This window comes from Pedobacter foliorum, from assembly GCF_013266735.1.
In the GTDB taxonomy this organism is placed as follows: Bacteria; Bacteroidota; Bacteroidia; order Sphingobacteriales; family Sphingobacteriaceae; genus Pedobacter; species Pedobacter foliorum.
On record NZ_JABSNU010000003.1, the window covers coordinates 153972 to 177939 of the forward strand.

The following is a 23968-nucleotide window of genomic DNA, read 5'->3' on the forward strand; positions in this document are numbered from 1 at the left end:
GCTATCTAGTTATATCCTTTACCAACCAATTGTCCACCAAACATAAATGCGTAGCAATGTTATCCACTCCTGGACGCCATTCTCCCGGCTTGCGATGTCTGGACCACCCTTGAAAGTTCTTGCCATCTATCACTTGGTCAAAAACATTATTAATTGTCCTTCCTGAGACCTTAATAAGGGATGGGTGAAAATAAGCCATATCAATTTCAGCGGCAGGATAATGAGAAGAAATCAGCAAAGCGACCTCAGCTTTTTGGACATTGTACCCTACAGGGATAGGATAATCATGGATCATAACCCACATGCCTGGTTGATTGGCAATGGCCTCCCAAAGGAGGCCAAGGTTATCTAAAAATTCAATATCTTCTTCGGGCAATGTAAAGTCTCTTCTGATCTTTACGGTTTCTTCAACTGGCTCTTCCTGAATATGATCATCAGATAAACCATCTTCCTGTTCTTTTGGCTGAATAGTAAATCTTACTAGACATTTTTCAGTAAGATCGACCATCTCATCAGGCTTAAGCTTAATAGGCTTAGGACTGGTATTAAGAAACTTATAGACCTCTACAGGTTTGGTATTATTTGGATATTCAAATTCGATTAGTTGAGGGACTGTAATATACCTCTTAGGCCAAGTATGATACCCTTTATCTACTTTTATCCGATACAGTTTAGCTGGGGGAACAGGCTTGCATTGTTTACCATATTCTTCAATATCAACCAAATCTTGCCATTTTCCGGAAATGAAATCCATACCGGTACAAATCATTTTAATAGGCTGGCTCGGATTGTCAGCATAACTGACATTTCCCACAGTCAAAACTTGGATCAAATAATGATTGTTAGGGTTGATACCTTTCGCTAATAAAATCTGATGAGCTGTTAGTTCAGATTTATCAGTCATCTCGGGTTCATTGTCGACGTTATAATGGAAGACATCAGGCCCCTTGGTTGTAAAACGTTCAATTCCAGGATTAGATAAATCAATAGCCTGATCAAGTGACACCTTTTCGAAGTCACATCCTTTCAATTTTTGATACAGCGTATGGCATTGTAAATGCTCAAAGCCTGCTGCTGTTAAAATTTCAGCACCAGTATTTAGGGCTTTATAAACGGCTATTTCTATTTCATTAACTATAGCTATGTAAACTTTTGGCTTTACTGGACCATTTTTTTCTTCTTGCATTGTATTAATATTAAAAATTATAAATTGTGGAATTACTCGCCCAATATCTTGAGCAGCTGTGTGAAAACGACCGATAGTGGTCAGAAAAACGGGTAATTGCCTATCTAAAATTTAAAATTAATAACCATCCAAGTTGGCGCGACTCAATAGAATAATCTCTATTCGCTTGGTAATTTGAATAGAACCCCTTACATTTGAACAACCACGATCAAAAGCAAGTTTTTAACAAGGTTGGCAAAACCTGTTGAATTCCTGTAAAAATTACTAGCTGAGCTGCTTTCGCATCTTGGCTTTTTTTTGTCTGCACATTTGCTTCCGATACAAACGTAAGACAAAAAAATGAATCTGCAAAATTTTACAAACAAATTTATGTGTATATTTTTACAAAATCATTTGGATTATTTCTAAATTATACCGATCTTTGTCTCACTCTACTAAAAATCAAACACTTATGATAGCTCAATCTGAAGAAAAATTTTATGAAGAAATCGGAGAACGAATCCGAAATTTTAGATTAAAGGCTGGGATCAATCAAGAAGTATTTTCAGAATTAGTTAATATGACCAGGGCTTCAGTCGTTAATATAGAAAAAGGACGACAACGACCTTCATTATACTTGCTGATTAGGATAGCCGGTATTTTAAAAGTTGATTATATTGATCTAATTCCATATGAGTTAAATATCAAGAGACTTCCAGTTGAGGAAAATAAACACAAGGAAGTCGATTTCGGTTCAATTATTGCAAGTTCAGATGTAGATCTAAATGAGAGAGTAAAAAGCTCCATGAATCAATTTATTAAGCAAATAAAAAAATGATGCTGAAACGAGTCCATCCGCAAACAATTCAAACGATCAGGAAAAGGGCAGAAGAAATTATAAGTGAACTACAGATTAATACTCTGCCAGTTAAAATTGAAGATGTAGCAAAAAAAATGGGTCTTAGGCTGACCCCTTTTGCATTTGACGATAATATATCCGGTGTTCTGGTCATAGAAGAAGGCCAAGGAACCATAGGGTATAATCAAAATGAATCCAGGGTAAGAAGGCGCTTTACTATAGCTCATGAATGTGGTCATTATTGTCTACATAAAGACCAAGCTTCTATGTTTATGGATAAAGGATTAAAAGCTCTCTTTAGAAGCACTCATTCTGGTCTTACTGAAGATACGCAAGTGCTGGAACGCGAAGCAAATACTTTTGCCGCCTATGTACTAATGCCAGACCACCTTTTAAAAAAAGAAATAGATAAAATAGATTTCGATCTCGGAAGTGAAGATGACATTAAGAATCTTGCAAGGACCTTTGATGTCTCATCTCAAGCCATGTATTATAGAATATTAAATTCGGGCTTGTTGAGGTTCTAGGGAGCCCATAATGTAGGGTTTTATTTTTATTAGTATATCGGCAGGATAGCAATTGCAGCTAGGGAGTATTCAAGCCAGTGAGTTATTCGGTGAGTATCAATTTTTGTTATTTTTAATTCATTGAAAATATGATGGTTATCCAAGGTGTTCGATTCTCTGTAGAGGGCGATGGAAGTGATTAAAGTCGAACGTATTTAGTAGATATAATATTTGCTTACCTGCTCAAGAAGTTAACGCAGACAGGATTTGGTCTTATCCGTCTACAACTTTACGACTAGATTATCTAGCATTACTAATTCGTTAGGATAAGTTGGAAAGCAAATAATTCTTCTTAAATTAGTAATAAGCAATTGTGACTAACTTGTAGTTAAGTTAGATGAGCAATTGGTGAGACCTAATCTAATATTTTAATTTACTGAAAAGATGACGGATACAAGAGAATCCCTTTCTCGGGAGATGGTGGTGACGGAAGTCTGATGGTAAAGCTAGGTATTTCTTTAACTCTAATTTTTATTCAATCAACAATTTAAATTGTTTTATATTTTTTAACTTGGTATTTAAATGGCATCTATTAAGAAAATCATGCTAGTATTAATTGGTTTACTGGTTGTTGTGATAGTTATGGTAGAAATGAATCTTTTGGCCCCCAATCTCTATCATTCTGAATTAAGTGTTGCTTCAAAAGTAAATTGGTCGGTTATAAATAGAGGAGAAAATATCAATATCTACAGAGCGAGATCAAACTTTGCCAATAAGGAAGTTCCTATTGTAGTTATATCAAGAAAAGACACATTATATAAGAAATTAAATGGAAAGGGACCGATCATTGTCATTAAAGTGGACTCATTAGAAACTGGTCGGTTATGGATACCTTTTTATAAATCAGCAACTTTTTCTGCTGTTGGTATTGCTTCATTAGATCAAAATTTAATAAATGTTTCAGCCAAGCGAGCTGTTGAATACAAGTCTGGTTTGTTTGGAACATTAAGGGTTAGTGGTAAGATTAACGTGGCTGGTCTTTGTTCTTACAGACAGGTGATAAAAATGCTTCACGCTGCTATTGCGAAAAACTTTGCTAATGAGGCCGAAAAATATACAACATCGTTGCCTTTTAGTTATTTCTGATGAATATGCAAAAAATATAATATTGGTAAATAAAACCGTGACGGATAGCCTATGAAACTAAGAAAATAAAGATTAGTTGAAAAATAAATGCGATCCCCACAAATGCTATAAAAAGAGAGTAACTAATAAATAGGAGTGCCCGGTTTCTAGCCAAAGAAAACATGCCGAGGGCAACCAAAAGCAAAGAGGGAAGAATGCAAGGGAAAATGTACCTAAAGTCACTTGAACTGGAGTAAGGGTATAGAATTCGGAAAAATATCATAGCTGCTAGCATGACCAACGTAGAAACTATAGTCGGAAAGTTATCTTTTAAATTGTAAAAAGCTGTTATTAGGCCGATTGCAATAATAATAATAATAAATAAAAACAGGAAGCTAAGAGAATGGGCAAGAAAAATAGTGAAAGATGAATGAAGCTGAAATTCGCCAAAAAGACTTGTTTTTGCTAAATAATACCAAAAGGAATTTCTTCCTTTGTTATCGTCAATTGAACTAGTAAATGGTATTTTAACAAATTTTTCAACGTCAAAGGTTGTGAAACTTTGCCATCCACGGTCAACAAGGAGTCTATTTGATAGTCCACCGGCGTTACTTACAACAAACCTTGTATTAGGGTCTTTTTGGTAATGTTCAAATCGCTCTCCAAAGGTATAGTAGGAGGATATTGCTGATATACAGATTATCGCGATAAATTTATATAGATATTTCAGGTTGGCTATACCAAGGAGGATTTTGTTTGTTTGTATGTATTTTAAGTATTTGTATGCTAGAAGGATGCTGATGATTCCAAGAAGAATAAAACCGTTTGTTTTTGACCAAATATCCAACAAAGCGCATAAAAGAGCGATTAGAAATGGCGTGATTTGATCGGTACTCCACCATTTTAATGTGAAATAAATGGACATTGCGAAAAAGAGATAAAATAATACGTCATTACCAACTCTGGCAGATGTCATTGGGTTGGAAGGCCATGCTAAAAATGCTGTTGTAGTTAGCAGGTAAACTGTTTTAATCACTTTCTTATCTGGTTTTTTATGTGAAGCAATAAGTTTCTTGAAGACGAAATCGATGGTTTTCAATGACCAGTAACAGTAAAGAATGAAAATCAATAGTGATGAGGCCTGTATGGATTTGAAGAAAAAGGCTTCGGGCAATTGATTATTAGTATCTAGCAGATTCCAAAACAATGCAGCGAATCTGTAGTACAAGGATGGATGATAAAATGACCATCCTCCTGAAGAAAGAGGCGCTTCTCCATAACTGACCATATAATTGACATAATCCAAATGTCCCTGATAGTCATATGAAAATAAATCATGAGAAAGATACTTTAGATTTACTATAAGTAACAATAGCATAACTGTCCAAAGTGAGGCAATAATTTTCCCAAAATTAAAATTATGATAAATGGAGAAGGTCGTTGGAATAGCAATTAATAATAGAAATTGAGAAAGCAAGCACCAAAACCATATTGGCTGGTTTGGCAATAAATATGTCATAATAAATGTTATCGTCAATGCTGCTATCTGTATACTAATTATTTTGATAATAGACTTGTGGCCATGGTAAACAAGAAGCATTTTTCTTTTTAGAAAAAGCAAAAATGGATTTATATTCATTGTAAATAGCATAAGAAGTATAAATCCCCAGATAATGTATTTTTCGTAAAAAGTTTTATCAATTACATTAATGCCAAAATGTCCAATGTTGTTCTTGACTTTTATCTGAACATAATTTGTTCCATTTATAAGTTGCTTCTTAATATCTATATAGAAACCATTAATGCAGTCACAGTTGTTTGTCAGTGGTTGACTTTTGGTTAAGACCTTGTCATTAATTTTGATTTCTTCTACGCAGTCATCAGGAATAATATGAAGTTTCCCCGAGAACAAAACGGTGTTTTTTAAAGTTATGTGATAGCTGTATGTATCTTTTGGTGCGTCTGTTTGGGAATCGAAGGGGAATGAGATGTTTAATTCACTAGAACCAGGCTTGTGCAATTTTATATTTGTCATTTCAGCTTTGAAGTTATATATGAACAAAACTGAAATGACAACATAAACAGAAAATAATAACACCAAATATTTAGGGTTTAGTTTAAATATCTTTGTGTTATCTCTCATTGGTTTCTTCATGGTAATCATTTTCTGTGTTTACTTCCCAGATATTTGTTTTATCGGAACGACCGGATATCAGATTATCAACTGCAAGCATTGCTGTTAACATGGAATGATCCTGATTGTTGTACTTATGCATTCCATTCCTACCAATTAAAAACATATTTTTGAAGGAATCGAGGTACTTCGTGACCGTACTAATTTGATCGTAACTGCCAAAATATGCTGGGTAAGCTTTCGGTACTTTGATAATCGTACCGTCCAATACATCTTCTATCTCAATGATGTCAAGTTTCTTAAGTTCTCCTATAGCAAATGTGATAAATTCATCATCCTTCATTGACCATAAATTATCGCCCTCGTTACAGAAATATTCTAAGCCAATCCAAACATTTGTTTTATCTGACAGTAAATCAATGCTCCAGTTATTAAAGATTTGGAGACGCCCTATATGCACATCATTTTCTTGTATGTATATCCAATTGTCACGAATTAGGGCCTTTGTATTAAATTTACTTTTTGAATCACTAATTTTTAGCTTTTTCAGGAGAAGACCTACAGTTATAAAATCTCGGTAAGCTAAGTCATTTGCAATACGGACAATATCTTTGTCATTTACATTAGTTAGGCTATTAACAAGGTCTTTTATTGGCATTGTCGAAAACAGATAGTTCCCTTTGAAAACTTTAGTTTCCTTAGTCTCGGTATCAGAGACAGTAACTTCAACACAGTCGTCAGTGAGCCAGTCTATTTTAACCACTTCTTGGTTGTGAATCATTATTCCTTCTGTTTTCTTAATTTCTTCAGCAACGATTTCCCACAGCTGTCCGGGGCCAAGTCGGGGGTACATAAACTTATCTATTAAAGTTGTCTCCACTTCTTTGTCTCCGAAAGAAGATTTACTTTTTACAATCGATCTTATTGCATGCTTTAGAGCTTTTGATACAGACAAGCCTTTTATGCGCTGTGCACCCCACTCAGCCTTAATTTCATTGCAGGGCATACCCCAGACTTTTTCTGTGTAATCTTTGAAAAATGTACTGTAGAGTTCTTTGCCAAATCGGTTAATGAAAAAATCTTCTAAATTGTTTTCCTGTTCAATAGGGCTTAAGCGAATTGATAGATAACTTATGCCTATTTTTACCATTCTATAAAACCCGAGTTTCGTTATTGTATCAAGATTAAGTTTGATTGGATATTCAAAAAATGTCCTCAAATAGAATATTCTGGAAAGTCTATTCTTGATAAGCATTACATTAGTTTTTTTTTTAGGCTCTAGATCTTTGGAATCTTCTTCAACTGGCATAAACATTCGCCACCAGTTTAGTACCCGATTTGATTTTGAGAAAAAACGATGTCCGCCAATATCTATGCGGTTACCTTTGTATATGGCAGTTCTTGAAATTCCACCTATTTCATTCGATTTTTCAATAATAATTGGAAGAACATCTGTTCTATTGAGCAATTCGTAGGCAGCGGTCAGACCCGCGGGGCCTGCACCAATGATTAATGCAGTTTTTTTTTCGTTAGCGAGCATGTGAAGTTTTTGGGTATTTATACTTATTGTAATAGAGGCTAGACAATGTCTGAGGGGTGAATTACCTTAGGCCGATTTTTGAATGTCACAAAATTATTGGCACCAAAATTCCAAATAAACACTACCATTACTGTCAATACTTTGCTAAGGTATTCTTCAATTTTTAGTGTTTTCGTTAGATGGTTAAGCAGGACGGAGCTAAGAATCAGTCCGGTGAGACTAACGGCAAAGAAGGCGCGAAAACGCGATTTGTTAGTTTGACCAATGCCTCGAAAGGTCCACCGCCTGTTCAAATTATAGTTGCTAATTGTTGCAATTACAAATCCAAATCCAGAGGATACTATAAAATTTAGATTAAAAATGTAGCTAAAAGCCCAGGTTATAAAGAAATCTATGGCTAACCCAGTGCAACCAACCAGTCCAAACTTAAATAGCTTTTTATTAAAATTTGTGAAATTTTGAATTCGAGCGTAATCCATGATGTTGAGCGTTTAGTGATTACTAATTTAAAAAAAAATTGAAATAAGTAATTTTTTTTTTCGAATTTGAATCTTAAATAAAATTATTATAAAAATTATGGCTCTCAAAATCTGCATAATATATTTTTATTATCCTAAGACGCTCAAACATTTTAACTATCTTTTATAATGCTCTACATCTCTAACACCTCATTTCTGGTAAAACTTACAAATGCTTTATCATTTTTTTATTTATTTGGATTCTGTTTAGCATGCAATTCAGCCGAGCCCAAAGATCAGGTTCGCCCGTCTAAACCAATGGTTGATAATCCAGAAGAGGTTCAGGTTAGTAAATTGGTTTTGTCTGATTTTGGACAGGAAATAATAAGTAATGGAAAAATTAAAGCTAAAAATATAGTTGCTCTGAAGTTTGTTAATCAGGAGATTATAACCCGGATTTTTGTTCACAACGGAATGCATGTTGTAAAAGGCCAAAAGATTGCTGAACTAGATACTTATACATTGGAGAAAAATGTTGAGCAAAGTTACAATCTATTAGGGCAGGCAAATTTAGAGTATCAAAATATGCTCATCGGTCAGGGATATAAATTAAACGATATCAATAAAGCGCCAGAAGATTTGAAGAAACTTGCTAGGCTAAAAAGTGGATTAAATTCCGCCCAGATTCGGTATGATATGAGTAAATCTGAACTTCAGCATGCCCTTCTGACCTCACCAATTGAAGGGGAGGTTGCTAATCTTTTTTTAAATGTTAATTCGCTGTCTGCTCCAAATGAGACGTTCTGTAATATTATTGATTCTAAAGAATTAGAAGTTTTGTTTCCACTCCTGGAAACGGAACTTGCGAATGTGAGGGTTGGTGATGATTTTAATGTTACCCCCTTCTCAAACTCCAGTATTAGTGCCAAGGGAAAGATAATAGAGATCAACCCTTTGATTGATGAAAATGGCGTAGTTAAAATTAAGGGTAGAGTCAGATATAATTCCCAGTTGATAGAAGGTATGAACGTTCATGTTGTGATTAGTCGTTGGCTAAAAAAGCAAATGGTCGTCCCAAAACAGGCTGTAGTTCAACGAACAGGCAGGCAGGTTGTTTTTTCATTGGTTCAAGGAAAGGCGCGATGGAATTACATAACGACAGAGTTCGAAAATTCTAATGAATTCTCTATTTCCAGTGAGACTTTAAAGGAAGGTGATACCATTATCATAACTGGAAATCAAACATTGGCACACAATTCAAAAGTGCGTATTGTCCAGTAAGTTTCTGCATGTATGAATTAATGACAGGCTGATGATTCGAGCACTTTTTCTACGACCAGTTTCGGTAATAATGGTTTTTATTGTTTGCAGCATACTTGGAGTTGTTTCATACTCTACTCTGCCTATATCATTACTGCCAGATATTCCTATTCCGCAGATTACTATTAAATGTTCCGGATCCAATATGTCGGCGCGAGAAATGGAAAACTCCATTATAAAGCCGGTTAGGCTCCAGGTTTCTCAAATTAATAGCCTTCGCGATATTAAAAGTGAGACAAGGGACGGAACAGCGACGATTACTTTAAAGTTTGAGTATGGAACTAATACAGATCTTGCGTTTATTGAAGTTAATGAAAAGATTGATGCCACAATGAATAGTTTCCCTCAAGGGACGTCAAGACCTAGAGTAATAAAAGCAAGTTCAACTGATCTGCCGGTATTTTATATCAATCTTTCTTTGAAAAGTGATAAACAAGGTATGCCTGTTGATGAGGAAAAGTTTCTCGAATTATCTGATTTTGCTGAGAATGTGGTGAAAAGGCGATTTGAGCAATTGCCTGAGGTAGCGATGGCGGATATGACAGGTTTAATGTATAGAAATTTGAAAATTTCACCAGATTTTGATAAAATGGAATCTGCTAATTTAAATCTTAATGATATAGAGCAGTCTCTTTTTGCTAATAATATTGAGCCTGGAAGTATGATTGTCAGACAGGGTCGCTACCATTATAATGTTAAGTTTTCATCGGTTCTAAGAACATTGGATGATGTAAAAAATATATACATAGAAAAGAACGAACGAATTTTCCAGTTAAAAGATTTTGCTGATGTTGAAATTGTTAAGAAGAATGAATCAGGTATTTCTCTAGTTGACGGGAAAAGGGCAATTACTCTTGCAATTATTAAGCAATCAGATGAAACAATTCAATCTTTAAGAAAATCCATGGACGTAATTGTTAACGATTTGGAGCATTCTTTTCCTGATATTGAATTTACTATTAATAGGAACCAAACTGAACTGCTTGATTTTACTATTAATAACCTCCAGCAAAATCTTACACAAGGGTTCATATTGGTATTCATTGTGGCGCTTTTCTTTCTTGGAAATTTAAAATTCCCAATCATAAATGGGATAGTGATGATTGTAGCTCTGATTATTTCTTTTATTTTTTTTCGATTATTTCACCAGTCTATTAATATCATCACATTGGCAGGTCTTATACTTGCACTAGGGAATATGATGGATAGTTCAATTGTAGTATCGGATATCATCACCCAATACGTTAATCTTGGTTATCTGATTGATGATGCTTGCGAAAAAGGAGTGAATGAAGTTATTCTTCCAATTTTTAGCTCGACCCTTACGTCGATCGCAATTTTTGCCCCATTGATATTTATGAGCGGTATAGCCGGTGCAATTTTTACGGCACAGGCGATAGCCGTTACAATTGGCTTGACAATCTCTTTTTTAACAGGGATTTTACTGCTACCTGTCCTGTATAAAATTATGTATACACGCAAAGAGTTTAGTGCTTTTGATCCTATTTTGTCCAAGAGCCAAGAAAAAATTGATAGGGTTATTTTTCCTCTGTATACCAAAGGGATTAGACTTGTGTTTAAACACAAATTGATATTTCTATCGATTCTCTTGTTTAGTATTCCATTGTGCGTTGTTCTTTTTCGATATATGCCAACTTCGACATTACCAAAGCTTGATTATGTCGAAACAAATGTATCTATAGACTGGAATGAGAACATTCATGTGGATGAAAACCTCACCCGTATATATTCTTTGCTGCATGTCATTGAGGGTGCAAATAGTAGTGCTGCTTATGTAGGAGAGCGGCAGTATTTGCTTGATAAAGAGAAGGAACTGAGCCCTTCTGAGACCCAACTTTATATCAAAACTGATGAACCAAAGCAAGTGGCTATTCTACAGAAAAAAATTGTAGACTGGCTCCATATTCATTATGCGAAATCTTTAGTTTCATTTTCTCCACCAGATAACATCTTTGAGAAGATATTTGAGTCAAGCTCGCCTAAATTTGTATTGGAGCTGCACGCTAAAAATGATGAGGATGTTCCAGATCTGTCCTCGATCAATAAAATAGAGAATAAAATGAGTATGCTTACAGGAGAATCTTCTGAGGGTGTGCCAATCGAAATCCAATATTTAATCATTCCCAAACATGAGAAACTACTTCTATTTGGTATTAATCAGAATCAATTATATCAAGCTTTAAAGACTGCGTTGAATGATAATCAGGTTACCATACTTCATTCTTACCAACAATACCTTCCCATTGTCATTTCCTGTAAACAGGAAAGCATTGAACGGGTTTTACAGCGCACCTTGATAAAGGGGTATTCATCAAATAGCACAATTTCCATACCGCTGAACTCGGTAGTTGAGATTACTCAGATGGCAGACGTTAAACAAATTGTTGCCGGTAAAAATGGCGAACATATTCCATTAATTTATTCAAAAATCACTCAACCTGATAAATTTATAAGTGCAGCAAAAACTGTAATAGACCAAACATCTGATTGGCAGGTGAGTCTCTCGGGCAGCTTCTTTTCCGATCAAAAGTTATTAAAGGAACTGGTGATTGTGTTGCTAGTCTCTCTAGTATTAATGTATTTTATTTTGGCATCACAATTTGAGAGTTTTCTTCAGCCGTTGATAATCCTTGCTGAAATTCCGATTGATATCGGCTTTTCATTATTAGTTCTTTGGGCATGTGGTCATACGTTAAATTTAATGAGTGGTATAGGATTGATTGTAATAATTGGAGTAATTATTAATGATTCGATCCTCAAAATTGATGTCATCAATGAACAGCGCCGCGCTGGAAAACCTTTAAAAGTAGCAATCCATCTCGCTGGCGAACGTCGTTTGAGAGCTATTATTATGACGGCTTTGACATCTATATTGTCAATGGTTCCTATTTTATTTACAAATGATATCGGATCTGAACTTCAGAGACCACTCGCAATTGCGATGATTGCATCAATGATCATTGGAACAATTGTGAGTATTTATCTCATACCATTATTGTACTGGGTGATATATCGACATAGTGAAAATAAAGACAATGAAAAAAAAGATAAAATTAGTTATACTTAGTGTTTGCTTAGGATTATTATCACTAAGCTTACATGCCCAGGATATGTCGACCGTAATGCTCGATCTATCAGCCGCTATATCACTCGCCCGCGAAAATTCGCTTCAGGTTTTTCGTGCAAGAAATATTTTTTCTGCTGAATACTGGGCATATCGTTCTTTCAAGGCAAATAGGCTTCCTTCTTTGTCTTTATCTACCTCGCCTGCCAACTATTCTAAGGATTTTATCAGACGTTATAATTCAGATCTGAATATCGACACTTACCGCAGGCAATTGTCATACTTCAGCGATGCGAAAATTAATTTACAGCAGAATATTGATTTGACAGGAGGAGTTGTTTTTGTCGAATCTGGTTTGAATTATCTGAAAAACTTTGGTGAAAATGATTTTCAACAATATTCATCTGTACCCATTAAGGTAGGATATCAGCAGGACCTTGTCGGCTACAACCAATTTAAATGGGAAAAACGGATTGCTCCTCTAAAATATACACAGGCGGAGCGTCGGTTTATATATAGCGTTGAAGAAAATGCTGAAATTACTGCGCAGTATTTCTTTGATTTGGCAATTGCTCAATCTGAATATGAATTGGCCCAGGAGAATTTGGTCAATATTGATTCAATTTTAACAATTGGGAAGGAAAAATTTAAAATACTTTCTATTGAGGAGGCTGATCTTTTAACATTACAACTGGATTTTATGAATGCCCAGAATACTATTAAAACTACAAACATGGAACTTCAAAGAGCTATGTTCGCGCTGGCCACAAATTTAAACAGACATAGAGATACTCATATTAAGGTAATCGTTCCTGAACCTCCTAAGTCATTAAATATTAATGAGGTAGATGCGTTGCGTTATGCGAGGTTGAATAATCCAGACATCATGGAAGGTAAACAACAGGTACTCACATTCCAGCAGATCGTGGAAAAGACAAAAATCGAATCAAGATATAGCATTGGGTTATTTTCTACAATTGGTTATAATCAAATTGGTAATACCTTATCCCAGTCTTATTCTAAACCGCTACAACAAATCTTTGCATCAATCAGTATAACAGTCCCTATTTTGGACTGGGGAGTAAGGCGTGGAAATTATAACGTTGCCAAGAATAATTTGGCTACAACTAGACTAAGTGCCGAGGAAACTGAGATTAAAATCGAAAAAGAAGTATCTATGACCTTGGGTGACTTTTCCATACAAACTGGATTGATTAAAACAGCCTCAAAGGCACTTGAGATTTCCAAAAAAGCTTATGAACAAAACAAACAACGCTTTATGATTGGAAAGACGGATATCAGTAGCCTCACTCTCGCTAATAACAGAATGCAAACGGCACAAAGAAATTATATGATTGTCTTAAGAAGTTATTGGCAAAATTATTTCAAACTAAGGAAACTTACATTATACGATTTTAAAGAGAACAAGCCTATTAATTTATAAAATTCGAAAATTGTCTTCAATAAAGAATATTTCATCTTTCACTATACTCACATTATTCGCTTGTTGCGCTTTAGTTGGGCTATTGTTGTTGCCATTAATTCCTGTTAAGCTCTCACCTTCAGGAGAGCTACCACGAATCACTGTGTCCTTCGCAATGCCGCAGAGCTCCGCAAGAGTTGTTGAGATGGAAGCAACATCTAAACTTGAAGCCATGTTGTTACGTCTTAAGGGAGTGGGTAACATTTATTCTGTATCAAGTAATGGTTGGGGAAGTATTACACTGGAGCTTGACAAACATACCCCGGTAGATCTTGCACGTTTTGAAATCTCAACAATCATTAGACAAACATGGTCAGAACTTTCGGATGAAGTATCTTATCCGTCAATATCTGTGGACCATCCGGACAGTGAATCTGCACGTCCTTTCATGAGTTATACGGTAAATTCTGTTGTTTCGCCAAATGAGATACATTCCTATGTTGAAAATGTTATAAAAAATAAATTAAGTACCATTCAAGGGATTTTTAATATTGAAGTCAGTGGAGCGAGATCAATAGTTTGGGAAGTGAAATATGATGACAAGCAACTGAAAGTTTATAAACTAGCATCTACTGACTTGGAAAATGCTATTCAATCCCATTACCGAAAATCATTCTTGGGAGTGACGAAAACTGATCGGACAAACGGATCAGATAAATTGATGCGTGTCCTTTTTCGAGGAAGTGATGATGAAAGATTCAACCCCGCTTCTATAACAGTAATAAATAAGGAGGGAATTTCAATTAGTCTGGATAGGTTGGTAAGTGTAGTTCAAAAGGAAGAACTGCCATCCAGTTATTATAGGGTTAATGGTTTAAATTCGATTTATATAAATTTAACGTCCAGTCAAACTGCTAATCAGCTAAGACTAAGTGAGGAAGTGAAAAAAGTCATGGCTGAGATTTGTAAAATCAAAAATGATGTATTTGAAGTCAATTTGGTATATGATGCAACAACCAATGTTAGTCATGAGTTAGGAAAAATATATCTCCGTGTCGCATTATCGGTCTTGTCTTTGTTAGTATTGATTTTTTTAATCAAAAGAAGTTTTTTGCATTTGTTTTTGGTGGCTACTAGTATGATTGTGAATTTTCTCTGTGCCTGTGTGTTTTATTATTTGTTGAAATTGGAGATTCATCTTTATACTCTGGCTGCGATAACAATATCACTGACGATTATAGTAGACAATGTAATTATGATGTCAGCACACATCGTTCAAACGGGAAACCGTAGAATTTTCTTAGCGATAATGACCTCCGGAATTACCATTATTGGAGGTTTGTCTTTGATATATACGCAAAATGAATCCTTTATTTTAAATTTTATTGATTTCGCAAAAGTTATTACTGTAAATATTGTTATATCCCTTTTATTAGTCTTGTTTTATGTGCCAGCGTTTCTGGAGAGCTTTTCAAACTGGGGTGCGGAATCAAAAAAAAATGAATTGCATGGTGACTTCACTATAAAAAAAAATACCAAAATCACTTTATTGTATAAAAGAATAATTTACTTTTTGAATCGGAAAAAGAAGTTGGTATTCCTCTTTCTACTTCTTACATTCGGACTTCCAGTATTTTTAATCCCCGATAAAATTGAAGGTGATAATGGGTTTGCTAGAATATACAATAAAATATTTGACGATCAAATTATCAAGGATAAAATAAGGCCGGTTATTAATAAGGTACTAGGAGGGACCCTCCGTCTTTTTGTAGAGAATGTACCCAACAAAACAACTTTCATTGAAAGCGATGGTAATGAGGTTTTAAAGATAGTTGCTTCAATGCCAAGTGGTACAACAATTGACCAAATCAATGAGATGGTGGGGCATATGGAAGAATTTTTGACAGGTTTTAAGGAGATTAAACAATTTCAGACAAGAATAGCAGGGGCAAGACAAGCTTCTATAGACGTAATCTTTACTCAGGACTGTCTGAAGAATAGACTTCAATATTTTATAAAGAATAGGGTTATAGATAAGGCTTTGGCTATTGGAGGAGGTAGTTGGCAAATTTATGGAATAGACAATCAAGTATTTTCAAACGACGTAAGGCTAATGGCTGGGATGTATGGCGTCATTTTGTCCGGGTACAACTATGATGAACTTACTGCATGGGGTGATAGTCTTAGTAAAAGGTTTCTTACCCATCGCCGAATAAAAAAAGTATCTGTTAATCCAAGATTTCTTGATTTTCCGGATGATTATGAGGAATATTATTTCGATCTAAATAAACAACAGTTAGCGGCGAATAAAATGTCTGCAAGGGATTTCTTTATATCATTAAATGCATCAAATATGGGTGCCTCATCAGAAGTAATAAATATTAATGGAAGTGTGGAAAAAGTAGTGCTGTTATCACAACAATATCATAACCTAGACCTTTGGTCACTAAAGAAGAACCCGAACAATATTAAAGACCGCACCTATGTGGTTGAAAGCGTTTCTAGAATAAAAAGACAACAGATACCAAAGGAAATATTGAAGTTGAACCAACGATATCAACTATTTCTACAATTTGACTATACAGGTTCGAATTTGCAGGCTGAGAGCATTATGAAAGAAGAGATAAGTGACCTAAGTAAAAGGTTGCCCCTCGGTTATTCTGTTGAAAAATATGTTGACTGGCGTTCTGATATAGTTGTTACTCAGAAATATCAGACCCTCTTTTTACTAATTCTTATCATGTTCTCTACAACTGCTATCTTGTTTAACTCAGTTTCACAAGCCTTATCACTCGTTGTGTTTGTCCCTATTAGTTATATAGGTGTTTTTCTAACATTTTATTTGTTTCACCTCGACTTTAATGGAGGGGGGATGGTTTCTTTATTTATTGTTACAGTCGTTGCTGTCAATTCATGTATCTATATTATTGATGAAATAAACAGACAAAGTAGTAATGCCACAGGTGTCCCCATTTTAGAGACATATTTTAATGTTTGGAATTCCAAAATCGTTCCAATTCTGCTAACTTTTTTATCAACTATTCTGGGGTTTGTTCCTTATCTGCTGTTTGGTGACTACGGTGGATTCTGGTTTGTTCTTGCGGTAGGAATTATGGGTGGACTGATCACCGCGATTTTTGCTATAGTACTATTTTTACCACTTTTTCTAGTTGGCAAAAAATGAAAAGGATTTTTAATATTTATTTTTTTAAAAAAAATGAAATATGAGTAAATAATCATATATTAGTTTTAAGAGTAAGGCTTCTATAGATTCTCTTTATTAACGCTTTCACCAATATGTTTAGAACACTAACTTTTTTAGATAGTTGGTTTCCTTAGAGCTCTTGCTGAGCTCGCCCTATCTAAACCATCTGCTATTCTGTGCAAAAAATTGTATGGAATACATACTTAATAAAATATAACCTTTAAATTTTTTTAAACATGAAAAACGTCAAGCTAATTTTTGGGGCGATCGCCATATTGTTCGCCCTTGTTTTAAATTTTAAACATGCTTCCAGCAACTATGGAATGGGAAACTTGTTTGGTGAAGCGCTGGCAGCCACTCCCCTTGGAAGTACGTCAGGAAGTTCAAGCAGTTCGAGTAGTTCGAGTAGTTCCGGTGTGAAGAAGTATGACCGAAATTGCCAATCTATTCAGATTACCTGCCAGCAAGGATACAACTCTAACACAAGTGTTGGTGGTAGTGTTGGGATTAGTGCTCCTGGGGCTAGCATGGGCGGTAGTATGAATACTTCTAGTGGTAACAGCGGTTCTCAGACTTTCACCATTACAGGAAGCTTTTGCTCTTGTACTTCAAATTCGTCAGGTAGTTTTACAGCTTGTACATCATGTACATCTAGCTGTGACCCTGCTGCACAAAGTTGCCCTCGACCAACTGTTACAATTTAAATGCTGAAATCTCTTAAAGCGGGCTATCATTATAGCCCTGCTTTAAAGTTTATAAAAATTAATGTTTAACTCTCAATTTTAACCGAATAGTAATGAAATTATATTTTTTAGGGATACTTGCTTTTTTTTGCTTTCTTGTATCATGTAGCTCAAAAAAAAGAGACAATGATCTTGGCTACAGCAGTAATAGCGAAATTAAGTATTTGGCAGAAACCAAAGGCGATCCAATTATCGTCAAGGTGCCGTCAGTTCTATCCAGCATGAAAAAAGAAAGCTTGGTGAAGAATTTTTCCGTTATAGAGTTGGAAACAACTGAAGAAAGTTTAATTGGAAATGTCGAGCAGGTTTTTTTAGATTCTGGGTTTTTGTTCATTTTTGACCGTAAGAATAATGCTATTTTAAAATTTGATGAAAAAGGACATTTCTTAAAGACAATTGGTAAGAAAGGACAAGGGCCGTCAGAGTATATTAGTTTAAGTGATGCGACATTAAACAAGGATAAGCACGTCTTGAGCGCCCTGGATCTAGACGGCCGGAAGTTAATCACATATGATTATGACGGGAATGTTGTGGGCCGACAGCAATTGAGGTTCTTGTTTAATTCACATAGGTATCTAAAAGATAAACTGATATTAAACACCGGGCTATATACTAATATAAATACGCCCGCGGTAGATCTTAACCAGCTTATAGTAGCCGACAGCATTCAAAATCCAATTTACAAATCTTTCCAATATGGAACAGCATTAAGAAAATCTGAATTTGTAAGGTCATCTCAATATCCGCTTATGGAGTTTGGTAAAAATTTATACTATTTCACATTGTTGTCTCCTGATACGGTATGGTCCATAGCTGAAAAATCAAAAGAACCAGCATTTGTTTTACATTTTCAAAAGAATTATTTTGATGATCTGGATCAGCTTGAGATCTCTAAGGAGTTAATGAAACCAAGGGATCAGGCATTCGAGGGCTATTTTAGTGCAACAGATGATGTTGCTTGTTTTGGTATTATAGAAAATTCCAGATATGTTTTTCCGTTATTCTATTCTAAAAAAACTGGCAATATGATATTTGGATCACTGACAGGTGAATATTCTCTACAAAACCCAACTCCTCAGAGATTAATAAATTTGATAGGTGATATAATGCCATCTTTTGCTATTGACAATGAAAGATTTTGCAAAGTATGGGAACCTTTTCTCATTAAAAATATCGTCAGATCGTGGGATGAACGAAAACGTAGCTTGCTAGACAAATCCGATAAAAAGCTTGTTGATAACTTAAAGGAAGATGGTAATCCTATTTTGTTTGTCTACAATCTCAATAAATTCTAATCCTATGAAAATACCAGTTATTATCGGTTTGTTTTTTATCGTTGTACTTGCAACTGTGATTGTCTATTACAATAATAAATTCATCGCTTTTGAGCATAACCAGAACAATGTAACAATTTTAAAGGAGAATTTTCTAAGTCAGATTGATCAGATGAAATTGGATATTAACGATAGTATCTTATTTAGAGATACTTCGGGTCATTCACTTAGGCTTGAAGAAATTGTTAAGGGGAAACGGCTAGGCATATATATGGATAACTATGGATGTGATATGTGTTCAAAGGAAGCTATTGAATACTTAAAGAAAAAAGGTGAATTATCAATTCCTACACCATTTATTATAGCTAATAGTGTTAGTTCCAATCCTAGAGATTTGAAGTTGTATAACCGAACAGTGCCATTTCCGGTATATTTGGTTGATGTACGTAATGATAAAAATCTATTTTCACTTTCTGAACTTCACAAACCATTCTATTTTTTATTGGATGATAAAGGTATAATGTCTTCTATTTTTCTTGTTAAGGAAGACATAAACCTCGTTTTTAGAGATGATTATTTTCTTAGCATTATTAATAAATTCGGTGTCCTGGATACGGGAGGAACAATAGATGTTCTTCCAAAGGATATAGATTTAGGGGAAATAAAGCTAAGAAAGAAGTACAGTTTTTCTTTTGCAATAGAAAATAACACATCTTTTAACTGCTGGGTTATGGGAATAAAATCTTACTGTGGATGCATTAGATCTGAAAAGGAGGGGAAGTATAACATTGAGTCTGGCAAAAGAGATACCGTTAATGCTAGTATCGTTCTAACAGATGAGGGGCAATTTACAAGGGAAATAATGCTTGAAACCAACTACAGGAAAGCTCCCTTTGTGGTCAAAGTTCATGGAACCGTAATAGGTCATCTTTAGTTTAATTATTAATTTTTCTGTAATATGAAGCTCAACTTTAGAAAAATGACATGGGGCTATCGTGTCAGTTCGTATATCATACTTTTGGTTATCGGTACTTTTCTTGTTTACTTTCCAATATTGGATAACAGGTTCTTAATGAATTGGGATGACCAATGGGTGGTTGTAAATAGATATACTGAAGGGGGAGTTAATTTTGAGAATATATCCGCTATATTCCTGGAATTCTACAGCTCGCAATATGCGCCTTTTAATGAGCTTTTCTACTTATTCCTATATCGTTTTTTTGGATACGATTCTTATGTGTTTCATTTTGCATGTTTAGTGATACATATCATTAATATTATTTTAATTTTTTTTATCAGTATTAAGCTTTTACGTAATGTAAGTGCAATTAAAGCGGATCACGCATTGATCATCTCTTTTCTCATCAGCCTTTATTTTGGTATACATCCGTTTAATGTCGAGGCCGTATCTTGGATAAGTGCATCTAAAGTTTTAATCTATGCGACCTTTTATCTTTTGGCGACTATCAGCTACATTTCATATTTGGAAAGAAAAGAATTGAAGCATTATTTGTTAACAGCCCTCTTCTTTACCTGCTCTTTTTTTGGAAAAGAGCAGGCAGTGATATTCCCATTGTGGATGATGGTTTTAAACTTAATGTACGGATATCAATTTTTTGAATGGAAAACCTGGAGGGGGGTAATTCCATTTTTTGTGCTGTCCCTTTCTTTTGGGATTCTTACGATGCTTTCACAGTTGGAAGCAGGTTATGGGGTTCTAAGCAAAGAGGCAACATACCCAATTTGGCAGCGGTTTTTTTTGGGATCTTATGCATACTTTGAGTATTTGCTAAAAATAGTATTCCCCTTTAAGTTATATTATTTATATCCTTTTCCTTCAAACGTAGGGAGTCCATTGCCGAATTGGATACTAATTTATCCGCTATTGATTTGTGTAATCGGTTTCTCTTTCTGGAAGGTAATAAAGTCTCCGCCATTTTTTATTGGTATTGCCATTTTTACATTACATATTCTACTAGCGTTACATATTATACCACTATCAAGACATGCGGTGGTTGCAGATAGATATGCCTATATTTCTTCCATTGGTATCGGTTTTATTATATTCTATTACCTTTATCTTCTCTATGGCAGATCAAATCACTATATTAAAAAGTCATTGCTGGTAGGTGTGATATTATTTTTAATTTATCTAGGGAAATATTCTCATACAAGAACTTATGAGTGGCATGACTCTGAATCTGTTAAAAATAGAATAACACATTTGTTAAAAAAGGACTTGGCTAATTTATCTGCTTCATAATAAATTGGCTTATGAAAAATCCAGTAATATTCCATACACGTTTTCGCTTAGTCATTTTATTGGTTATTGCGTTGATTTATATTATTGCAACGGTATTTAGTGATGGCTATCATCATTTTGATGAGCATTACCAGATTATAGAATTTGCGGGCCTAAAAGCTGGCTGGAATGATGGCTCTACTCTTACTTGGGAATATAATGCTCAGATAAGACCTTCTCTTCAACCATATATTGCATTAATTATCATAAAACTCTGTAATTTCACCGGAATCCATAATCCTTTTTTTATTGCTTCGGTACTGCGCATTCTTACTGGGATGTTGGCTGTATATGCGATCTCGTTATTTATGAGAAGTTTTGAGACCTTAATAAATAAAGAAAATAGGATTGGCTTTTTGTTCATTTCCTTTTGTTTGTGGTTCCTTCCAATAATTAATATTAGATTCTCATCAGAGACCTGGGCAGGATTATTTTTGCTAATATCCGTTGCATTGATAAACTTAAACAAGAATGGTAGACTACATTATCTCACAATTGGAGTTCTATTGGGGCTGAGTTTCGAATTTCGATTTCAAATGGCATTGTGTGTTGTCGGTATCTTTTTTTGGCTATTGCTAACGAGAAAAATAAGACTTTTGGATTTATTCTTCATTTGTTTTGGCTTTGTGATAGTGGTAATAATTTGCACTTTTCTTGACTATCTCTACTATGAATCATTTAATATTGTTCCCTATAACTATTTTAAGGTGAACTTACTTGACAATGTCGCAAGTTCCTATGGTGTATCACCATGGTATTTTTATATTATTGAGATTTTAAACCGTCCATCTTTTTTTATTGGATGTACAATTTTGGTGTCATTTATTTTGCTAATTCTTTTTAAACCAAAAAGCCTTATTGTATGGTGTATTATCCCTTATATTCTTGCTCATATTATGATATCGCACAAGGAAACTAGGTTTCTATTTCCTCTCATTAACTTTGTTCCTTTAATGTTGATCGAAGCTTACCAAATCCTCTTTCAAAAGGCACAGACTTTTCCAAAAAAATCAGTTAGGGCAACATTATTGTTTATTTTCTTTTTATGGAATTTTGCGGGACTCCTCTTCATTTTTAAACCTGCTGGGTACGGACAGGTAAATTTGGCAGCCTATCTTTATAAAAATTATTATAATGGTAAGAGACTTGATCTGTACACAACAGGTTTTGGCCCTATTTCGTTTGGAACGGCAAAAGGGGGTGTGTCAAGATTTTACATGTCTGAATATTTCAATAATCACGTTATTGAAGGAAGTTTTATTCCATACACTTCACAAAAAATGTTTGTTGCTATTCCTATGTACGATAGTGAGAGACGAGGCGAACTAGAGCGTGCCGGGTTTGTATTAAAGAAAAGTAGTATCCCTGCATTTTTACGTAAGTTGAATCAGGTATTTCATGTATATGATGATGGTTACACTTTACTCTTGTATGTTAAAGAGGGCAAGTAAATATCAGATAACAAAAATGAGCGCTGGAGTCTTTAAGATTCTAGCAATGCTTTTTGCAATTATTCTATTCAGACTGTTTATTGGTGAACCACTTCATGTCCCCAGTCCCAGTATGGAACCATCAATTCATGTAGGTGATTGGATTTGGGTCAATAAGCATAGCTATGGCGCTGTAATTCCTGCCAGATATTCAGACATCCCGTTTATCAATATTCTTACCTGGATCCCTGCAGTAAATGAAAAAGATAAAAAAAGAGATTGGGGCTTTCATCGGTTTTATAGTAATCTCAAACCCAAGGTCAATGATGTGGTGATTTTTAACAGTCCGGATAAAGTTGGTACATTACTTATAAAAAGAATAGCTAAGATCATCAGGAAAGGGAGTACAATTGTTGTTAATTCCCAAAATTTGGAAAGATACAACGGTATTTTAGAAAGTGAGCTTGGTGATGAGGGGATACAAGTATTACAAGAGAAAATAAGAAATAACTTGGCCACAAATATTAATTTGAGATGCAGTTATTATTTTTTGTTGGGCGATAATAAGGCTTTATCCCTTGACAGCCGGAGCTATGGATACATTCCTGAAAGAGATATTATTGGGAAAGTCAATTTTATTATAATCAATTTTAGTTTTGACGATCTTAGGAAGATTCGATTTCTGAAAACCATTTAGGTTACTTTTGTTAAACTCTATGACAAATGCTTATTTTAGCTTAGCCATTTCTATAGGTTTCAGTCACTTTTATTTCATTTGCACATATAGATTGTTCGGTCTCACGGACGTTTTAAAAACAGGTGACGAATGTATGATAGTGAAAAAGTCAGTTAGAAGTTTTCTTTGGATAGATGCCAATTACAACGTCAAGGGTATTTGTTGTTAAATGAATAGCTAAAAGATATTGCCTTAATCCTTAATCTTTTTGAAAAAATACAAATCGATTTTTTGTCCTTATTATTGCCATGATCCAAGGCTGTATATTTTAATGAAAGTGGAGAAGAACCAGTTTGAAGCGAAATGGGAAGTGGGTTTAATCGCGGAACTTCGTCATCTATTTGAACGAAATTTGTCTTTGATATAGGCTATCGACTTTTGCTTTAAACGAAACAATATATGTAACCATGCTGAACAATAAAATTATTCGATCTAGTTAAAGTTTTTTGTAACTTAGCATATAGCAATTGCAGCTAAAACGTATTCAAAAAAGTGAGTTATTCGATGAGTGCTAATTTTAACCATTTGTAATTCATTGAAAATATGATGGTTATCCGGAAAGTTCGATTCTCGTCGGGACCACTTACTTTGCCACCTTGATAATAACTTGGGAAAGATTATTCGAAAGTTTTTATATCGGATAATAAATTTAGATGAAGGCCT

General features: G+C 34.7%; 17 protein-coding genes. 13 read left to right on the top strand and 4 right to left on the bottom strand.

Annotated elements, in window-relative coordinates; translation table 11 throughout:
• Nucleotide 1 precedes the first annotated feature (1 nt).
• On the bottom strand, nucleotides 2-1186 hold the full coding sequence (locus HQN83_RS07445) for an E2/UBC family protein (RefSeq protein WP_173089719.1): 1185 nt from the start codon (nucleotides 1184-1186) through the stop codon (nucleotides 2-4).
• A 451-nt stretch (nucleotides 1187-1637) separates the two neighbouring features.
• Here HQN83_RS07445 and HQN83_RS07450 point away from each other — a divergent pair, with 451 nt between their 5' ends.
• From HQN83_RS07450 to HQN83_RS07460, 3 genes are all read left to right on the top strand, one after another.
• Nucleotides 1638-2003, top strand: coding sequence for a helix-turn-helix domain-containing protein (locus HQN83_RS07450; RefSeq protein WP_173089720.1), 366 nt, complete (start codon nucleotides 1638-1640; stop codon nucleotides 2001-2003).
• Nucleotides 2000-2551 carry an ImmA/IrrE family metallo-endopeptidase gene (locus HQN83_RS07455; RefSeq protein ID WP_173089721.1) on the top strand — a complete coding sequence of 184 codons (552 nt, stop codon included), beginning with the start codon at nucleotides 2000-2002 and terminating at the stop codon, nucleotides 2549-2551. The genes HQN83_RS07450 and HQN83_RS07455 overlap by 4 nt, the downstream gene beginning before the upstream one ends.
• A 561-nt stretch (nucleotides 2552-3112) precedes the next feature.
• On the top strand, nucleotides 3113-3676 hold the full coding sequence (locus HQN83_RS07460) for a hypothetical protein (RefSeq protein ID WP_173089722.1): 564 nt from the start codon (nucleotides 3113-3115) through the stop codon (nucleotides 3674-3676).
• A gap of 49 nt (nucleotides 3677-3725) precedes the next feature.
• Here the strand turns inward: HQN83_RS07460 and HQN83_RS07465 are convergent, their stop codons facing one another.
• From HQN83_RS07465 to HQN83_RS25505, 3 genes are read right to left on the bottom strand one after another with little or no spacing between them, the layout of a single operon-like run.
• The gene (locus HQN83_RS07465) at nucleotides 3726-5810 is read right to left on the bottom strand and encodes a hypothetical protein (protein WP_173089723.1); all 2085 of its coding nucleotides are present in this window, start codon (nucleotides 5808-5810) and stop codon (nucleotides 3726-3728) included.
• Nucleotides 5788-7329 carry an NAD(P)/FAD-dependent oxidoreductase gene (locus tag HQN83_RS07470; RefSeq protein ID WP_173089724.1) on the bottom strand — a complete coding sequence of 514 codons (1542 nt, stop codon included), beginning with the start codon at nucleotides 7327-7329 and terminating at the stop codon, nucleotides 5788-5790. Before HQN83_RS07470 ends, HQN83_RS07465 begins: the two co-directional genes overlap by 23 nt.
• Nucleotides 7330-7367: 38 nt before the next feature.
• Nucleotides 7368-7808: a GtrA family protein gene (locus HQN83_RS25505; protein ID WP_173089725.1), complete on the bottom strand. Its 441-nt coding sequence runs from the start codon at nucleotides 7806-7808 to the stop codon at nucleotides 7368-7370.
• 297 nt (nucleotides 7809-8105) lie between these two features.
• On the opposite strand from HQN83_RS25505, the gene HQN83_RS07480 reads away from it, so the two are divergent.
• From HQN83_RS07480 to lepB, 10 genes are all read left to right on the top strand, one after another.
• Nucleotides 8106-9068, top strand: coding sequence for an efflux RND transporter periplasmic adaptor subunit (locus HQN83_RS07480; RefSeq protein ID WP_173089726.1), 963 nt, complete (start codon nucleotides 8106-8108; stop codon nucleotides 9066-9068).
• A 70-nt stretch (nucleotides 9069-9138) separates the two neighbouring features.
• Complete coding sequence (locus HQN83_RS07485) at nucleotides 9139-12195, top strand: efflux RND transporter permease subunit (protein WP_246254414.1); 3057 nt, start codon at nucleotides 9139-9141, stop codon at nucleotides 12193-12195.
• Nucleotides 12164-13636, top strand: a complete 1473-nt coding sequence (locus HQN83_RS07490) for a TolC family protein (RefSeq protein WP_173089728.1) — start codon at nucleotides 12164-12166, stop codon at nucleotides 13634-13636. The genes HQN83_RS07485 and HQN83_RS07490 overlap by 32 nt, the downstream gene beginning before the upstream one ends.
• Before the next feature lie 88 nt (nucleotides 13637-13724).
• Nucleotides 13725-16799: an efflux RND transporter permease subunit gene (locus HQN83_RS07495; RefSeq protein ID WP_246254416.1), complete on the top strand. Its 3075-nt coding sequence runs from the start codon at nucleotides 13725-13727 to the stop codon at nucleotides 16797-16799.
• Between the two features lie 257 nt (nucleotides 16800-17056).
• On the top strand, nucleotides 17057-17524 hold the full coding sequence (locus HQN83_RS07500; RefSeq protein ID WP_173089730.1) for a hypothetical protein: 468 nt from the start codon (nucleotides 17057-17059) through the stop codon (nucleotides 17522-17524).
• 92 nt (nucleotides 17525-17616) lie between these two features.
• On the top strand, nucleotides 17617-18858 hold the full coding sequence (locus tag HQN83_RS07505) for a 6-bladed beta-propeller (protein ID WP_173089731.1): 1242 nt from the start codon (nucleotides 17617-17619) through the stop codon (nucleotides 18856-18858).
• Nucleotides 18859-18862: 4 nt separating this feature from the next.
• Entirely contained in the window at nucleotides 18863-19771 is a 909-nt protein-coding gene (locus tag HQN83_RS07510) for a DUF1573 domain-containing protein (protein WP_173089732.1), read from the top strand.
• A gap of 24 nt (nucleotides 19772-19795) precedes the next feature.
• Nucleotides 19796-21100, top strand: a complete 1305-nt coding sequence (locus HQN83_RS07515; RefSeq protein WP_173089733.1) for a hypothetical protein — start codon at nucleotides 19796-19798, stop codon at nucleotides 21098-21100.
• Between the two features lie 11 nt (nucleotides 21101-21111).
• Nucleotides 21112-22590, top strand: coding sequence for a glycosyltransferase family protein (locus HQN83_RS07520; protein WP_173089734.1), 1479 nt, complete (start codon nucleotides 21112-21114; stop codon nucleotides 22588-22590).
• Nucleotides 22591-22606: 16 nt separating this feature from the next.
• Nucleotides 22607-23266, top strand: coding sequence for a signal peptidase I (gene lepB / locus HQN83_RS07525; RefSeq protein ID WP_173089735.1), 660 nt, complete (start codon nucleotides 22607-22609; stop codon nucleotides 23264-23266).
• Nucleotides 23267-23968: the final 702 nt, after the last annotated feature.

Coding starts and splice junctions, on each gene's coding strand:
- HQN83_RS07460 (WP_173089722.1), top strand. CDS start 3,113: ATGGCATCTATTAAGAAAATCATGCTAGTATTAATTGGTTTACTGGTT.
- HQN83_RS07515 (WP_173089733.1), top strand. CDS start 19,796: ATGAAGCTCAACTTTAGAAAAATGACATGGGGCTATCGTGTCAGTTCG.
- HQN83_RS07480 (WP_173089726.1), top strand. CDS start 8,106: ATGGTTGATAATCCAGAAGAGGTTCAGGTTAGTAAATTGGTTTTGTCT.
- HQN83_RS07445 (WP_173089719.1), bottom strand. CDS start 1,186: ATGCAAGAAGAAAAAAATGGTCCAGTAAAGCCAAAAGTTTACATAGCT.
- HQN83_RS07490 (WP_173089728.1), top strand. CDS start 12,164: ATGAAAAAAAAGATAAAATTAGTTATACTTAGTGTTTGCTTAGGATTA.
- HQN83_RS07520 (WP_173089734.1), top strand. CDS start 21,112: ATGAAAAATCCAGTAATATTCCATACACGTTTTCGCTTAGTCATTTTA.
- HQN83_RS07450 (WP_173089720.1), top strand. CDS start 1,638: ATGATAGCTCAATCTGAAGAAAAATTTTATGAAGAAATCGGAGAACGA.
- lepB (WP_173089735.1), top strand. CDS start 22,607: ATGAGCGCTGGAGTCTTTAAGATTCTAGCAATGCTTTTTGCAATTATT.
- HQN83_RS07505 (WP_173089731.1), top strand. CDS start 17,617: ATGAAATTATATTTTTTAGGGATACTTGCTTTTTTTTGCTTTCTTGTA.
- HQN83_RS07510 (WP_173089732.1), top strand. CDS start 18,863: ATGAAAATACCAGTTATTATCGGTTTGTTTTTTATCGTTGTACTTGCA.
- HQN83_RS07470 (WP_173089724.1), bottom strand. CDS start 7,329: ATGCTCGCTAACGAAAAAAAAACTGCATTAATCATTGGTGCAGGCCCC.
- HQN83_RS07465 (WP_173089723.1), bottom strand. CDS start 5,810: ATGAAGAAACCAATGAGAGATAACACAAAGATATTTAAACTAAACCCT.
- HQN83_RS07455 (WP_173089721.1), top strand. CDS start 2,000: ATGATGCTGAAACGAGTCCATCCGCAAACAATTCAAACGATCAGGAAA.
- HQN83_RS07500 (WP_173089730.1), top strand. CDS start 17,057: ATGAAAAACGTCAAGCTAATTTTTGGGGCGATCGCCATATTGTTCGCC.
- HQN83_RS25505 (WP_173089725.1), bottom strand. CDS start 7,808: ATGGATTACGCTCGAATTCAAAATTTCACAAATTTTAATAAAAAGCTA.
- HQN83_RS07485 (WP_246254414.1), top strand. CDS start 9,139: ATGGTTTTTATTGTTTGCAGCATACTTGGAGTTGTTTCATACTCTACT.